Below are 15,183 nucleotides of genomic sequence, written 5' to 3' on the forward strand. Positions count from 1 at the left end.
GGCGCCATCGCGCGGGCAGGATAGGCTCGCGTGATGGCGTCCTTCTCGTTCGGCGCGGGGAATGCGCGGAAGCTCGCGGCGATTCCGCTCTATGCCGCGGGACGCATGCTGACCGCGGTGGTGCCGCGGACGCGCGACGAGTGGGTGTTCGGGTGCGCGGTCGGAATCGCCGACGGCGCCCTCGCGCTGTGGGACGTCGTCGCGGCCGACGGTCACCCCGCGGTGTGGCTCGTCGGCAGCGCCCGTGAGGCGCAGGATGCCGCGGCCCGGGGCATCCCGAGCGTCCCCAAGCGCTCGCTGCGCGGCCTCTGGCGCACTGCCCGCGCTCGCGTCATCGTCGTCACGCACGGGTTCGGCGACGTGAACCGGTACGCCGTCACCGGAGGATTCGTGGTCCAGCTGTGGCACGGCATTCCGCTCAAGCGGATCGGCCTGGACTCGCCCGAGACCTCGCGTGTGCCGGGCGCCGTCGCCCGCACGCCTCTCGCCCGGCCGGCGCGGGCGCTGCTGCGGGCGATGTACCGCACCGCGGCCCGGCGCATCCGCCTCCTCCCCGCCGCGTCCCACCTCGTGCGGGGGCGCCTCGAGTCGGCGTTCGCGCTCCCCGACGACGCGGTTCCGGTCACCGGCGAGCCACGCGTGGACGTGCTGTCGCGCGGAACGGCAGACGACCGGCGCGTGCAGGCGCGGGCAGCGATCGCCCGGTCGGTGCCGCACTCCGAGACGTCCCAGCGGATCGCGCTCTACGCACCGACCTGGCGCGACGGGGCGCCCGACCCCGCCGTCCCGACCGATGACGAGTGGGAGGGCATCGTCGACGTCCTGCGTCGCCACGACGCGACGCTGCTCGTGCGCTCCCACCCGCTGGGCGCCGGAGAGTACGTCCCGCCCGTCGCGACCGATCGGGTGCAGTCGCTCGGCAGCGACCTGGTGCCCGACGTGACCCCGCTGCTGCCCGGACTCGACGCGCTGATCACGGACTACTCGTCGCTCGCGTTCGATGCCGCCCTCGTTCCGGTCCCGACGCTGTTCCTCGCGCCGGACATGGCAGACTACGGCGGGCGCCGCGGATTCTACGGGGCCTACCGGGACGTCGCGGGGGAGGGCTGGGCCGTGGACTGGCGGGAGGCGGCGACCCAGCTGGACGCGCTCTTCGCCGGCGACGCGGAGCGAACGCGGCGCGTCGAGCGGGCGATCGCGCTCAGCGCCCGGGTGCACGCCCACCGCGACGGACGAAACGCCGAGAGGGTGTACCGTGCGATTCTGGCCGGCATCGCCGCGGACCGCCGCCGAGGGAGAGGAAACGCATGACCGACGCGCGCTTCACGACCGAGGGGGGACCCGCGCTCGTTCTCTCGGGGGAGGGGGAGCGGCCCGCCGCGGTGGAGCTGGTCGGGTCCCGCGCACGGGTCGTGGGCCGCCTCACCGGCCGCGGCAGGACGTGGCGGGCGACGCTGCCGCTGCGCGCCGCGCGGTGGGGAGGACCGGAGCTGCCGCTGCCGACCGGCACCTACGAGCTGCGGGTGGCGGATGCCGCGGCCCGCGGCATCCCGGCTCCCGTCGCGCTGCCGCTGACCCAGCTGGGCACGCTGCGCGCCGAGCTCGAGGGATGGACGCTGCGCGTCGGTCCGCCGATGAACCCGGCCTACGACTCCGGCGAGGGGCAGGACGCTCTCGAGCGCCGCTATGCCACCCGCCCGCGGACCGGGTTCGAGAACGCGGTGTTCTTCGAGAGCTTCTACGGACGCAATGCCAGCTGCAACCCGCTCGCGATCGATCGCGAGCTGACACGCCGCGCGCCGGGCGTGACGCGCTACTGGAGCGTCGTCGACCTCTCTGTCGCCGTGCCCGAAGGCGCCGTCCCCGTCGTCGAGGGCAGCCCGGAATGGTGGCGCGCGCGCGGCGCCGCGCGCCTCCTCGTCGTCAACGACTGGCTCCGCCGGCGGTTCGCGCGGCGCAAAGGCCAGGTGGTCCTCCAGACCTGGCATGGGACGCCGCTCAAGCGGCTGGCTCTGCACCGCCCCGGCTTCGATCCCCGGCGCGCGGCGGCGGTGGTGCGCGAGTCACGGCGCTGGAACATCCTGCTGGCGCAGAATCCCTACGCTGCCCGCATCCTCGGCAAGGCGTACGCGTTCCTCAGCCGGCCGATCTGGGTGGAGGGCTACCCCCGCAACGACGTGCTGGCCAGCGGCGACGGCTCGGCCACGCGCATCGCGCTCGGGATCCGCCCGGGCGAGCGGGTGCTGCTCTACGCGCCCACCTGGCGGGACGACCGCGAGCAGATCGTCGACTTCGTCGACCCGGCGGCCCTCGCCGCGGCGACGGACTCCGTCGTGCTGGTGCGCGGGCACTCCCGCACGCTGCTGCCGGGGCGGGATGCCGAAGGGCCCCGTGTCATCGACGTCACCGGCTTCCCGGACACGTCGCGGCTGCTGCTGGTGGCGGATGCGCTGATCACCGACTACTCGTCGGTGATGTTCGACTTCTCGGTGACGGGCAAGCCGATGTACTTCCTGGTGCCTGACATGGAGCACTACCGGGGCGAGCTGCGGGGGTTCTACTTCGATCTCGCCGCGCACGCGCCAGGGCCCATGGTCCGCAGCCAGGACGAGCTCGTCGCCGCCCTCGCCGCCGACGACCGCGAGCGCTACGACGAGCGGTACGACATCTGGCGCGCGAAGTTCAATGCGCGCGATGACGGGCATGCGGCCGAGCGGGTGGTCACCCGCATCCTGGATCAGGGGCTCATCGAGCCCTGACCGAGCGGCCGGCCTGTTCGTCAGGGCAGCGGCGTGTTGCGGGTGCCGAGCCGTGACGTGTCGACGGTGTCGTGCGCGCCGCGCACCACGCCGACGACGAATCCCCAGCCCCACGCGAGATGCATCGAGGGCAGCACCGCGGCCGTCCACAGCTTGTCGCGCCAGCCGCGCCCGCCGCCGGGTCCCAGCGCGACGGCGATCACGAGTGCGGCGTATGCGATGAGCGGCACATAGACCACGGATGCCGCGATCGACCACCACCCGGAGATGGCACCGGTGAGCTGAAGGACCGCCACCGCCATGGCGACCAGGATCGTGAGCACCAGGATCGGCGGCGCGAAGAAGCGCAGCGAGTTGCCCCGGCCGAACCGTCGCACGAGCTCGCCGCGCCAGCGGCCGGTCGCCGCGAACTGGCGCACGAGCCTCGTCCAGCTCTCGCGCGGCCAGTAGGTCACCGCGAGCGCGGGGTCGAACCAGACGCGGTAGCCGGCGCGCCGGATGCGGAGGTTCAGCTCCCAGTCCTCCCCGCGCCGGATGCTCTCGTCGAACAGCCCCACCTCCTCCAGCACGGTGCGCCGCATGACCCCGAGGTAGGCGGACTCCGCCTCGCCCTCCTGCGTGCCGCCGTGATATGCGCCGCCGCCGAGGCCGATGGGCGAGTTATAGGCACGGGCGACGGCGCGCTGGAAGGGAGTGCGGCCGTCGGCTCGCATCACCCCGCCCACGTTCGCCGCGCGGACGCGCGCCAGGGTCGCCAGTGCTCTGCGGGTGTACGTCGGATCGAGCTCCGAGTGCGCGTCCACCCGCACGATGGTGGCGTATCGACCGGCGCGGATGGCCAAGTTCAGCCCGATCGGGATGTCGGCGGCCGGGTTGTCGACCAGGATGATCCGCTCATCGGACCGGGCGAGATCGTGGGCGAGCTCGGTGGTGCCGTCGGTCGACGGGCCGAGCGCCAGAACGAGTTCGGTCGGCCCGGGCACATCCTGTGCGAGCACGGTCTCCACGGCGCGGCGGAGATATCCGCGTTCGTTGAGCACCGGCATGACGAAGCTCACGCCGGCGTCGGGCGGGACGATCGGCGCGTCCCTGCGTCCGTGTTGCTCGACATGCACGCGTCGATCATGTCACGGGCGCCCTGGGTAGGCTGGACGCGTGGGTCTGGTCTCGGATGGCAGGAAGGCGATCGCGCTCGTGCGCAAGGCGGTGCGAAACCGCTCCGCCGTCAGGGACGTCAGGCGCAGGCTCGCCCACGCGCCGCAGCATCCGCCGTTCCACTACCGGGTCGCCGTGTACTTCGCCGACGGCGCGGTGAACATGTATCAGATGCGCCAGTGGTACAAGCCGCTCGCGGGCCTCGCCAAGATCTGGCCGGTCGTGGTGCTGAGCCGGGCGGCGACCGGCGCGCAGGCACTCGTCGCCGACGGGGCGCTGCCCGTCGCCTTCGTCCCGACCGTCCGCGACCTCGAGCGGTTCATCTCCACGCAGGACATCCGCGTCGTGCTCTACGTCAACCAGAACACCCGCAACTTCCAGATGTTCCGCTACGGGCGGCGGTGGCACGTGTTCATCAACCACGGCGAGTCCGACAAGATGTACATGACGACCAATCAATACAAGGCTTACGACTACGCCATGATCGCCGGCGATGCGGCACGCGAGCGTCTGTCGCGGGTGCTGTGGGACTACGACCTCGATCACCGCACGATCGCGATCGGGCGCCCGCAGGCCGACCACTACTCCGGCGAACTGCCGTACACCCCGGACGACCGCACCGTCGTGCTCTACGCGCCGACCTGGGAGGGCGACCGGCCGTCCGCCCACTACGGCTCCATCGTCACCCATGGGGAAGCGCTCGTCCGCGCACTGCTGAGCACCGGACGCCACCGCGTCATCTACCGGCCCCATCCCCGCTCAGGCGTCGTCGACGCGGAGTACGGCGCGGCCAACAAGCGGATCGTGGCCGCGCTCGCCTCGGCGAACGCCGCCGATCCCACCGCGCAGCACGTGTTCGACGACAAGCCGGACCTCGGCTGGCAGCTGGCGGCGGCCGATGTCGCGGTCGTGGACATCTCGGCCATGGTGTACGACCGGCTGGCTGCCGACAGGCCGCTGCTCATCACGCGGCCGGTCGACCCGGCCGCCGCCATCGACACCCACGGATACCTGTCGGCCTGCGAGTGGCTGACCGCCGCCGATGCCGCCGACATCGTCGCCCAGACCGAACGCGTGCTGGCCGATCCCGACGCGGTCGCACGTCTCGAGCAGTGGGTCGCGCGGTACTTCGGCGATACGACGCCGGGAGCCGCGACCGCGCGGTTCCACGCCGCCGTTCAGCGGCTGATGGACGACTGGGACGCGTGGTACGCCCGGTCTGCGGACGGCTCGGACGAAGAGCCCGAGGACGAAGCCGAGCTCGACGACGACGGCTGAGCCGTCGCGTCTCAGGCGACGGTCGCCGGGCGTTGGACCAGCCGCGCGATGGCACGCAGCGGGATCGCGACCCAGGTGGGGCGGTTGCGCGACTCGTAGATCGCCTCGTAGACGGCCTTGTCCAGTTCGAGCGCGGCCAGCAGCGGATGCCGCGTGTCCAGGTTGCCGCCGGAGGCCGCGGCGTATCCGTCCACGAACGCCTGGCGAGCGTCCCGCGCCCAGCCGCGGACGGCCTCCGCCGAACGCGACGGATCGTCCAGGCGCAGCGACCCCGCGACATAGTCGAACGATCGCAGCATGCCGGCGACGTCGCGCAGCGCGAAGTCCGGCTGTGTGCGCTCCGCCATGGGACGCAGCGGCTCGCCCTCGAAGTCGACGACGACCCAACCGCGCTGGGGCGAGTGCAGCACCTGGCCGAGGTGGAAGTCGCCGTGGATGCGCTGCAGGGGCGGCCAGGGAACCTCGAGCGCCCGTCGGTATACGGCCGCGGCCGCGTCCCGGCGCTCGGCGATCTCGGGCACCTCGGCCATGGCGATCGAGAAGCGGCGCTCCCACGTGGCCGCGGTGGCATCCCGATCGGATGCGGTGGCGGTGCGTGTGGGGAAGCAGTCGGCCAGCGCGACATGCACGTCCGCCGTGGCCGTGCCCAGCGCTCGAGCGCTGGCACGGAAGTCGTCTGCGTTGGCTGCGGCGCGCAGCGCGACCCGCCAGGCGTCTTCGACGCCGGGGAGGAACTCCTGCGCGAAGGCGAGAGATCCGCGCACGGCGCCGTGCGCCGTGGCGAGGTCGGGCCATGTGCCCTCGATCGATCCGACCGGACGCGCGACGTGCGTCGAGCCGGAAGCGGCGAGCGCCTCCTGCAGCTCGATGTCGGGATTCAGCCCGGGATGCAGCTGCCGGTACACCTTGCAGATGATCGGCATGCCCGCGCCCTCGTACACCAGCGACGTGTTGGACTGCTCGCCGCTCATCACCCGCGCGGATCGCTCCGCGAACGGGCCGCCCGCCGCGAACGGCCGGCCTCGCGCAATCGTCTGCGGGCCCCGCGCGGTGCCGCCTCCTGCGACGAGTCGCAGGAGGGCGTCCGCGTACGCGGGGTCGTGCGGGCCGTCGATGAAGGTCGTGCCGGGGGTGGGGCTTCCGATGATGTGATCGGAGTCGGCGTCCACCGTCTCCGTGGCCCGCTCGACCACCGGAACCTGGTACAGAACGGCCGGAAGCGCCCCCTCGTCGGCGACCAGGAAGGTGCGCACGCGAGCGCCACCGCGTGGTGACCCACCGTGCGCGTCGTCCTCCTCGCCCGCGCTGAGATCCAGCCACGACACCAGCCGGAGGCTCGGCGGGCGTCCTTTCGCGGCGTACCAGCGCTGCCGCGGCATCCACGCCGCCAGGCACGCCAACGTGCTGTCCATACCTGTGAGGGTATGCCCGGAGCGGTGGGGTGTCGAGGCGCCACGTGCAAGCGCTTTCAGACGGATCTGCCGCCCCGCGTCAGGTCATGGCTCGTCGGTCGAGGCATCCGGCGCCTCGATCGCCGGCGTACGGCGCCGCACCGTGAGCCGGCGCACCGTGCCGGCCCCCCTCTTGACGCCGCCGACGACCGCCTCGCCTGCCCGACGGATGCCGCGCCCGGCCAGCCGCTCCATCCGGTCCGCGCCCTGTCGCGGCTCGAGCTCGGGCGGCAGCTGAGTCGGCGGCGCCCCGAAGGCGCGACGGGAGCCGACGAGCACGCGGCGGCCGAGGATGTGGTTGCCCGCGCCGCCGATCGCGGCGCCGATGCCGAACGGCAGAGCCTTGCCGATCCACGATGCGCCCCCGCGCACCGCGAACTGGCGGATGAACGTCGACTTGAGGCGGTCGACGAGCGGTCCGACGGCGGCGCGCGGGATGGTCTTCGTCACGACCTCGCCCCAGTACCGTTCGCGCGAGGGCCCGCGACCCGCGAGCTGGGCGGCCAGCTGAGCGACCAGGTCCGTGCCCTCCTTGCCGAGCATCAGTGTGAGCACCAGCGCGCGAGCCCGGTCCGGATCGGCGACGGGGATGCCGTGCACCTCGGCGACCGACTGCGCGAAGAGAGTGGTGGCCTCGAGGAAGCCCATCGTCTCGACGCCGCTGAGCGCCAGGGTCACCCCGGTGCCGATGCCGGGGACGACCGCGGTCGCGCCGACCGCCGCGCCGCCGGTGGTGACAGCAGCCAGGTAGCGCCGCTCGAGGATGCGGACGATCTCGGCGGGTGAGGAGTCCGGGTGCCGGAGCCGGATGCTGCGCAGGTGGGCCAGGACGACGGGCCGTTGGATCGCCAGCACCCGGTCCAGTGCCCGGATCGTGAGCGGATGCTCCTCGGAGCCGGCAGGCGGGAGCCCGCCGTCCCACGGCGCGTCGCCGGGCAGCGAGTGGATGCGGTGAACCTTGTCGGTCATCGCGATGGCTCAGACGAACAGGTTCGCCCGCTCCAGGTCCTCGGCGAAGTCGACCTCGACGGCATACAGGTCCGAGATGTCGAGGGGCTGCAGGCGCACGCCGTCCTCCGCGATGGCGAGCTCGAGGCCGCGCTCGAAGTAGTCCTGATCGTCGACGCGTGCGAGGTGCCGCATGAACGCCTTCTTGTCGGCGCTCGAGATGTAGTTGATGCCGACCGCTTCGCCGATGCCGCCGGTCACGGTCTTGGAGAGCTCGTCGATGAAGCCCTCCGACGTGACGGTGTACTTCACCTCTTCGTCGCTGACCTTCGAAGTGTTGACGGTGACGAAGGACTGGTCCCGCTCGATGAGCCCGATGGCACGTCCGAGCACCCGCGGATCGAAGACGACGTCCCCGTTCATCCAGAGCACGCCGGCCTTGCCGGTCTTGGCGAGGGCGCGGAGGAGGCTCTTGGACGTGTTCGTCTGGTCGTAGCGGTCGTTGTAGACGTAGTCGACGTCGGGGAACGCCTCGACGATCGTCTCGGCGCGGTAGCCGACCACCGTCGTGATCTTCGCCTCACGGCCGAAGGCGGCACGGATGTTGTCGTGCTGCTGCTGCATGATGCTGCGGCCGTCGCCCAGCTCCGTGAGAGGCTTGGGCAGGCTGCGGCCGAGCCGCGAGCCCATTCCGGCTGCGAGGATGACGGTCTGAAGGGTCAAAGTGTGCTCCTGAGTGCGTGATTCACTGCCGGTTCACCGGCCCGACACCCCTTCGTGCCTCGACCATGGTAGCGAGGGCGACTGGGAAGGTGCAGGATGCGGCCTGCCCGTTGCGGTTTCGTGACATTCGGTGTAGTCCGCCACGCGCCGAAACCCGACGACCCTTCCGCGAGAAGCGCTTGATACCGTGGTCCGGATGACTGCCTCCCTCCCGGTGCCGAACGACATCGATCCGGACGAGCCGGACCGTCACGGTGCCGCGCGCGTCGTACGGCTCTCGGACGGCGCGAAGCCGGCTCCGCAGAAGCCTCGGCTGCCCGCCAAACCGCGCAAGAGCGCGGCGAAGTCGGCCAAGGCGGCGAAGGAGGCTCCCGCGCCCGAGGCGGCGGGCGAGCCGGGACCGCCGCCGCCGACCGATCTGCAGCGCGCTGCGGACGCGGCGGCCGGCATCATCGTTCCGCCGCGGCCTCCGCTCCCGCCCATCGTCGCCGAGGAGCCCGTCCCCGCTGTCGCCGAGGAGCCCGCGGCTGTCGTCGAGGACGAGGCGTCCGTTCTCGACGTCCTCGAACCGCAGCCGGCCGGGGCGGCGATCGCGCTCGAGCTCCGGGGCGTCAGCAAGAGCTTCGGCGCGACGCGCGCCGTCGACGGGATCGACCTCACGGTGCCGGCCGGAAGCTTCTACGGGCTGGTCGGCCCCAACGGCGCCGGCAAGACCACCACGCTGTCGATCATCGCGGGCCTGCTGGTGCCCGACCGCGGGTCGATCCGGGCGGGAGACATCGACACCGCAGCCGACCCGCTCGCCGCCAAGCGCGTGATGGGGGTGCTGCCCGACCGGCTGCGCACGTTCGACCGGCTCACCGGGCGACAGCTCCTCTACTATTACGGCGTCCTGCGAAAGCTGCCGTCCGCCGTCGTGGAGAGCCGTACGGCGGATCTCGCCCGCGCGTTCGATCTCGAGGATGCCCTCGGGCGCAGCGTCTCGGACTACTCCGCCGGCATGCTGAAGAAGGTGATGCTCGCCGGCGCGCTCATCCACTCACCGCGCCTGCTGGTCCTCGACGAGCCGTTCGAGGCCGTGGATCCGGTCTCCAGCGCGATGATCCTCGACATCCTCTCCACCTATGTCGCGCACGGCGGCACGGTCATCCTCTCCAGCCACGGCATGGAGCTCGTGGAGCGCGTGTGCTCGCGAGTCGCCGTCATCGTGGCCGGGCAGGTGCTCGCCGAGGGCACCGTCGACGAGGTCCGTGGCGAACTGACGCTCGAGCAGCGCTTCGTCGAACTGGCCGGGGGCCTCAGCGACGTGGAGGGCCTCGAGTGGCTGCACACATTCTCCGATTGAGGATCGCCCTTCTCCTCGGCGCGCTCCGCGGCGACGTACGACACGTCGTGCGGATTCTCAGTGGGCTCGTGCTGCTCGCGGCAGCGACCGTCGCCGTCTGCTGGGCGATCCTGACCCTGCGCGAGGCCCCCGTCGAGGAAGCCCTGGTGGTGACAGCACTCGGAGGGTCGGCCGTGACGCTCGGGTTCGCGCTCGCGCCCGTGTTCGCCGCCGTCGAGGATCCGCTCGACCCGCGCAGGTTCGCGCTGTTCGGGCTGCCGGCCGGCCGGCTCGCCGTCGTGCTGGCGGTCGCCGGGCTCATCAGCGTGCCCATCATGGTGCTCGTGTCCGTCGCCGTCAGCGCCGCGGTGGTCTGGGAGGAGCATGCGGTGCGCACCCCGGTGACGGTCGCCGGCATGGCGCTGGGCGTGCTCACGTGTGTCCTTCTCGCGCGCGTCTGCATGGCGCTGGCGTCGCTTCACCTTCGCGAGCGCCGTTCACGCGAACTGTTGGGCGTCTTCGTGCTCGTGGTGCTCGTGGTCGTGGTTCCGGTCGCCGTCTTCCTCGCCTCCCTGGAGTGGGACGGCACCGTCCCGCCCCAGCTGCGGGAGGCGGTGAGAGTCCTCGCGGTCACTCCCTTCGGAGCCGCGTGGGCGCTGCCGGGGACGGTGGCCGCCGGCGGCGACCCGTGGCCGCCGGCGCTGGTCGCAGTCGGGACGTTGGTGCTGCTCGCCCTGATCTGGCTGTGGACCGTGCGCCACGTGCTCACCACGACAGAGCGACCCGCCTCGGGCCGCGTGCGCGGCGGGCTCGGCTGGTTCGGTGTCGCGCCCGGCACCCCCGGCGGCGCCATCGCGGCACGGAGCCTCGTGTACTGGTTCGGCGACCGGCGCTACATCGTGAACGCGATCATCATCCCCTTCGCCGCCCTGGTGACCGTCGTGCCGCTTCTCGTCGCCGGCGTGCCGCCGCAGCTCGTGGCTCTCGTCCCCGTCCCGTTCGCGGCGCTGCTGCTCGGATGGCTGCCGCACGACGACCTCGCGTACGACTCGACGGCCGTCTGGATGCACATCGCAAGCGGTGTTCGGGGCGTCTCGGACCGCATCGGTCGGCTCGTGCCCGTCCTGCTCGTCGGGGTTCCGCTGCTGGCGGTGTCCGTGCCCATCGCGATCTCGGTGCACGGGCGATGGGGCATGCTGCCGGCCCTCGCGGGCGTCTGCGCGTGCCTGTTCCTGTGTGGACTCGGCCTGTCGAGCATCTCGTCGGTCGTCGCGCCGTACGCCGTGTCGCGCCCGGGGGAGAGCCCCTTCCAGCAGCCGCAGCGGACGACCGCGCGCGGCGGGATCGCGCAGGCGGTCGTGCTGATGGGCGCCCTCCTGCTGTCCGCCCCGGTGGTGTGGTGCGCATGGCTCGCGCTCCAGGGCGACGACACCGCTGCGACCACCGCACTGTGGGGCGGGCTCGCGATCGGCGCCGGCGTGCTTCTGGTAGGAGTGACCGTGGGCTCCCTGGCGTTCGAGCGCCGGGGCGGTCGCCTCATGGAGTTCGCCGAGTCGACGTGACGCGCGGCCGACCGCGCCCCGTCCGGTCCCCGCGGGTACACTGGCAGACCATGAGCACCCCGCTGGACAGCCCCGACCAGGGCGGTATCGCGACCCTCGATCGCGAGCTCGAAGAGCTCCTCAAAGAAGAGAACATCGAGCCGGGTGACCACGAGCGCTTCTCGCACTACGTGAAGAAGGACAAGATCCTGGAGTCCGCGCTGACGGGAAAGCCGGTGCGCGCGCTGTGCGGCAAGAAGTGGACGCCTGGTCGCGACCCCGAGAAGTTCCCCGTGTGCCCCACGTGCAAGGAGATCTACGAGTCCCTCCAGGGCTGACCCGCCGCCGCGACATGCCGGGAAGGCTACGTCAGCGGGCGTCGGCGTAGACCGTCGGGATCGCCGGGTCGGACCTGCTGAGCGCGAGGGCGCGCACCGGCAGCTCCTCGCGCACGCGCGCGTGATGGTCTCGCGCGGCCTCCACTCCGGCGGGGCCCTCGTACGAGGGATCGGGTTCGCCGTCGACGACCAGCGTCGTCTGCAGCGGACGGGCGTCCGGATGCGAGGCGGCGGTGTCGAGCTGCTCGAAGCCGTCGGACACGACGATCAGCTCGGCGGTGGCCGTGCCGGCGTCCAGCTGCCGGAACGCCGCCTTGCGCCCGCCCGTGGAACCCTTGTCGGTCGACGCCTTCGCGACCGCGACCCAGCCCCCCGTGGCATCCTGCCGGGCGACGAGCTTGTAGACCATGCCGGCGGTGGGCGTTCCCGACCCGGTGACGACCGATGTGCCCACGCCGTACGCGTCGACGGGAGAGGCCGCCAGGGCAGCGATCGCGTACTCGTCCAGGTCGCTGGTCACGGTGATCCGCGTGCCGGTCGCGCCGAGCTCGTCGAGCTGCGCGCGCACCTCTGCGGCGACGGTGGGCAGATCGCCCGAGTCGATGCGGACGCCGCCGAGATCCGTGCCGGCCACGCGGATCGCCGTCTCGACGCCCGCCGTGATGTCGTAGGTGTCGACGAGCAGCGTCGTGCCCACGCCGAGGGCGTCGATCTGCGCCCGGAACGCGTCCTCCTCGGTGTCGTGCAGGAGCGTCCAGGCGTGTGCGGCCGTGCCCATCGTGGGGATGCCCCACCGGCGGCCGGCCTCGAGGTTGGAGGTCGCACCGAACCCGGCGATGTACGCGGCGCGCGCGGCCGCCACAGCCGACTCCTCGCCGGCGCGCCGCGACCCCATCTCGGCGAGCGGCCGGTCGCCGGCGGCGATGCTCATGCGGGCCGCCGCCGTGGCGACGGCGGAATCGTGGTTCAGGACGCTGAGCGCCAGCGTCTCGAGCACGACCGCCTCGGCGAACGTGCCCTCGATCGTGAGGATGGGGGAGCCGGGGAAGTACAGCTCGCCCTCGCGGTACCCGGTGACCGAGCCGGTGAACCGGTAGCCCTCGAGGAAGTCCAGGGTGGCGGCATCCACCACCTTCTCATCGCGCAGGTACCGCAGCTCGTCCTGGCCGAACCGGAAGTCGCGGATGAGGGAGAGCAGCCGCCCCGTCCCCGCGACGACGCCGAAGCGACGCGCGCCGGGCAGTCGCCGACCGAACAGCTCGAAGACGCATCGACGATCGCCGCTGCCGTCGCGCAGGGCGGCGTCGATCATGGTGAGCTCGTACCGGTCGGTCAGCAGGGCGGTCGAGGCGCGCATGGGGGCCAGCCTACTGAGCGGCTGGCGTAGGCTGGGGCATCGTGACCCTTCGGCAGGCTCAGGACGGCGCTGACGCGCCGATCGGAATCTTCGACTCCGGGGTCGGCGGGCTCACCGTCGCCCGCGCCGTGTCGGCGCAGCTGCCGCGCGAGTCGATCGTCTACATCGGCGACACCGCCCGCTCGCCGTACGGACCGAAGCCGATCGCCGATGTGCGCCGCTACGCGCTCGAGGTGCTCGACGACCTCGTCGCCCAGGGTGTGAAGATGCTGGTGATCGCCTGCAACACCGCCTCCGCCGCGATGCTGCGCGACGCGCGAGAGCGGTACGACGTCCCCGTGGTGGAGGTCATCAACCCCGCCGTGCGCACCGCGATGTCGACGACCCGCAACGGCCGCGTGGGCGTCATCGGCACAGCCGGGACCATCAGCTCCGGCGCGTATCAGGACATGCTGGGGGTCAACGAGCGGCTCACGGTCTTCGCGCAGGCCTGCCCTCGCTTCGTCGAGTTCGTCGAGGCGGGCGTCACCGACTCACCCGAAGTCCTCTCGGTCGCCGAGGACTATCTGGCGCCCCTCCGGCACGCCGGCGTCGACACCCTCGTGCTCGGCTGCACCCACTACCCGTTCCTGGAGGGCGCGATCAGCTACGTGATGGGACCCGACGTGAGCCTGGTGTCCAGCGACACCGAGACGGCGAAGGACGTCTACCGCCAGCTGGTCACGCGCGACCTGCTCGCGGGGCCGGATGCCGAGCCCCGCCACGTCTACGAGGCCACCGGTGCGTCAGCCGACGAGTTCCTCCGCCTCGCCCACCGTCTCATGGGTCGAGAGGTCACCGCGGTGCGCCTCGTGCAGACCGGCTCCATCGACCTGCCGCAACGCCTCGGCTGAGGCATCCGCCCCCTTCCGGAGGACACACATGACCGAGATCACCCGCGCCGACGGCCGAGCCGTCGACCAGCTGCGTCCCGTCACCATCGAACGGGGCTGGTCCAGCCAGGCCGAGGGGTCGGCCCTCATCTCGTTCGGCGGCACCAAGGTGCTGTGCACGGCGTCCTTCACCAACGGCGTGCCGCGCTGGCTGACCGGCAAAGGCCGGGGCTGGGTGACCGCGGAGTACGCGATGCTGCCGCGCGCGACCAATGAGCGCAACGACCGGGAGAGCGTGAAGGGACGGATCGGCGGGCGCACGCACGAGATCTCGCGGCTGATCGGTCGCGCGCTGCGCGCGGTCGTGGACACCAAGGCGCTCGGCGAGAACACGATCGTCATCGACTGCGATGTGCTGCAGGCCGACGGCGGCACGCGCACCGCGGCGATCACCGGCGCCTACGTCGCGCTCGCCGACGCCATCGAGTGGGGCCGGTCGAAGAAGTTCATCGGCCAGAAGGCCACGCCGCTCATCGACTCGGTCTCTGCCGTGTCGGTCGGGATCATCGACGGCGAGCCGATGCTCGACCTCGCCTACGTGGAGGACGTGCGCGCGGAGACCGACATGAACGTCGTCGTCACCGGCCGCGGCCTCTTCGTGGAGGTGCAGGGCACCGCCGAGGGCGCCCCGTTCGACAAGCGGGAGCTCGACGCTCTGCTCGAGCTCGGGATCGACGGCTGCGCCCGGCTCCGCGAGCACCAGCTGGCAGCGCTGGGCGCCGGGGCGGCCGGGTGACCGCGGTGCAGCAGATCGTGCTGGCCACGCACAACCCGCACAAGGTCGAGGAGTTCCAGGCGATCGTCGCCGCGACCCGGCCCGACCTCGTCGTCGTCGCATACGCCGGGCCGGAGCCCGTGGAGGACGGCGTCACCTTCGCAGAGAACGCGCTCATCAAGGCGCGGGCAGCGGCCGCGCACACCGGGCTTCCCGCCCTCGCCGACGACTCCGGCATCTGCGTCGACGTGCTCGGCGGGGCACCGGGCGTCTTCTCGGCGTACTGGGCAGGGCATGCCAAGGATGCGTCGGCGAATCTCCACCTGCTCCTCGACCAGCTCTCCGACATCCGCGACCCCCATCGCACCGCGCAGTTCGTCTCGACCATCGCCCTCGTCGTCCCGGGCGACGCCTCGCGCGAGTGCGTGGTGGAGGGCGTGTGGCCCGGTCGCCTCGCCGCCGCGCCGGCGGGGGAGGGCGGCTTCGGCTACGACCCCGTCTTCATCCCCGACGGGCAGCCGGACGGCGAGGAGCGTACGGTCGGGGAGTGGACGGCGAGTGAGAAGAACGCGTCGTCGCACCGGGTGCGCGCGTTCCAGGAGCTCGGGCCGCTCCTCGTCGAGCTGTGACGGGCGAGCCGCGACTGAGAATCACGATCATTC

General features: G+C 72.1%; 14 protein-coding genes. 9 read left to right on the forward strand and 5 right to left on the reverse strand.

Features of this window, described 5'->3' with window-relative positions; translation table 11 throughout:
• Positions 1-33: 33 nt before the first annotated feature.
• Together IR212_RS06115 and IR212_RS06120 are read left to right on the forward strand one after the other, a co-directional pair.
• Entirely contained in the window at positions 34-1,311 is a 1,278-nt protein-coding gene (locus tag IR212_RS06115; RefSeq protein ID WP_194398055.1) for a CDP-glycerol glycerophosphotransferase family protein, read from the forward strand.
• Positions 1,308-2,759 (forward strand): CDP-glycerol glycerophosphotransferase family protein, encoded by a 1,452-nt coding sequence (locus IR212_RS06120; RefSeq protein WP_194398056.1) that lies wholly within the window; start codon positions 1,308-1,310, stop codon positions 2,757-2,759. Before IR212_RS06115 ends, IR212_RS06120 begins: the two co-directional genes overlap by 4 nt.
• Before the next feature lie 20 nt (positions 2,760-2,779).
• Here the strand turns inward: IR212_RS06120 and IR212_RS06125 are convergent, their stop codons facing one another.
• Complete coding sequence (locus tag IR212_RS06125; protein WP_194398559.1) at positions 2,780-3,805, reverse strand: glycosyltransferase family 2 protein; 1,026 nt, start codon at positions 3,803-3,805, stop codon at positions 2,780-2,782.
• Positions 3,806-3,914: 109 nt separating this feature from the next.
• On the opposite strand from IR212_RS06125, the gene IR212_RS06130 reads away from it, so the two are divergent.
• The gene (locus tag IR212_RS06130; protein ID WP_194398057.1) at positions 3,915-5,192 is read left to right on the forward strand and encodes a CDP-glycerol glycerophosphotransferase family protein; all 1,278 of its coding nucleotides are present in this window, start codon (positions 3,915-3,917) and stop codon (positions 5,190-5,192) included.
• A gap of 11 nt (positions 5,193-5,203) precedes the next feature.
• Here IR212_RS06130 and IR212_RS06135 read toward each other — a convergent pair whose 3' ends face one another.
• The 3 genes from IR212_RS06135 to IR212_RS06145 form a co-directional block, all read right to left on the reverse strand.
• Entirely contained in the window at positions 5,204-6,604 is a 1,401-nt protein-coding gene (locus IR212_RS06135; protein WP_194398058.1) for a maltokinase N-terminal cap-like domain-containing protein, read from the reverse strand.
• An 84-nt stretch (positions 6,605-6,688) separates the two neighbouring features.
• Complete coding sequence (locus IR212_RS06140; RefSeq protein ID WP_194398059.1) at positions 6,689-7,612, reverse strand: hypothetical protein; 924 nt, start codon at positions 7,610-7,612, stop codon at positions 6,689-6,691.
• A gap of 9 nt (positions 7,613-7,621) precedes the next feature.
• Positions 7,622-8,314, reverse strand: coding sequence for a phosphocholine cytidylyltransferase family protein (locus IR212_RS06145; protein WP_194398060.1), 693 nt, complete (start codon positions 8,312-8,314; stop codon positions 7,622-7,624).
• A 196-nt stretch (positions 8,315-8,510) separates the two neighbouring features.
• On the opposite strand from IR212_RS06145, the gene IR212_RS06150 reads away from it, so the two are divergent.
• Genes IR212_RS06150 through IR212_RS06160 form a run of 3 tightly spaced genes read left to right on the forward strand, consistent with a single transcriptional unit; the run spans position 8,511 to position 11,517 of the window.
• Positions 8,511-9,659, forward strand: coding sequence for an ATP-binding cassette domain-containing protein (locus tag IR212_RS06150; RefSeq protein ID WP_194398061.1), 1,149 nt, complete (start codon positions 8,511-8,513; stop codon positions 9,657-9,659).
• A complete protein-coding gene (locus IR212_RS06155; protein WP_337907625.1) occupies positions 9,656-11,200 on the forward strand; it encodes a hypothetical protein in 1,545 nt (514 codons plus the stop codon). The genes IR212_RS06150 and IR212_RS06155 overlap by 4 nt, the downstream gene beginning before the upstream one ends.
• Positions 11,201-11,250: 50 nt before the next feature.
• Positions 11,251-11,517, forward strand: a complete 267-nt coding sequence (locus IR212_RS06160; RefSeq protein WP_109210754.1) for a DUF3039 domain-containing protein — start codon at positions 11,251-11,253, stop codon at positions 11,515-11,517.
• A gap of 31 nt (positions 11,518-11,548) precedes the next feature.
• Here IR212_RS06160 and IR212_RS06165 read toward each other — a convergent pair whose 3' ends face one another.
• Positions 11,549-12,874, reverse strand: a complete 1,326-nt coding sequence (locus IR212_RS06165) for a nicotinate phosphoribosyltransferase (protein WP_194398063.1) — start codon at positions 12,872-12,874, stop codon at positions 11,549-11,551.
• 41 nt (positions 12,875-12,915) lie between these two features.
• On the opposite strand from IR212_RS06165, the gene murI reads away from it, so the two are divergent.
• From murI to rdgB, 3 genes are read left to right on the forward strand one after another with little or no spacing between them, the layout of a single operon-like run.
• Positions 12,916-13,767, forward strand: coding sequence for a glutamate racemase (gene murI / locus IR212_RS06170; RefSeq protein ID WP_194398064.1), 852 nt, complete (start codon positions 12,916-12,918; stop codon positions 13,765-13,767).
• Between the two features lie 28 nt (positions 13,768-13,795).
• Positions 13,796-14,542: a ribonuclease PH gene (rph, locus tag IR212_RS06175; protein ID WP_194398065.1), complete on the forward strand. Its 747-nt coding sequence runs from the start codon at positions 13,796-13,798 to the stop codon at positions 14,540-14,542.
• A gap of 5 nt (positions 14,543-14,547) precedes the next feature.
• The gene (gene rdgB, locus IR212_RS06180; RefSeq protein WP_194398560.1) at positions 14,548-15,150 is read left to right on the forward strand and encodes an RdgB/HAM1 family non-canonical purine NTP pyrophosphatase; all 603 of its coding nucleotides are present in this window, start codon (positions 14,548-14,550) and stop codon (positions 15,148-15,150) included.
• Positions 15,151-15,183 lie beyond the last annotated feature (33 nt).

The organism is Microbacterium atlanticum (assembly GCF_015277815.1).
Taxonomy (GTDB): domain Bacteria; phylum Actinomycetota; class Actinomycetes; order Actinomycetales; family Microbacteriaceae; genus Microbacterium; species Microbacterium atlanticum.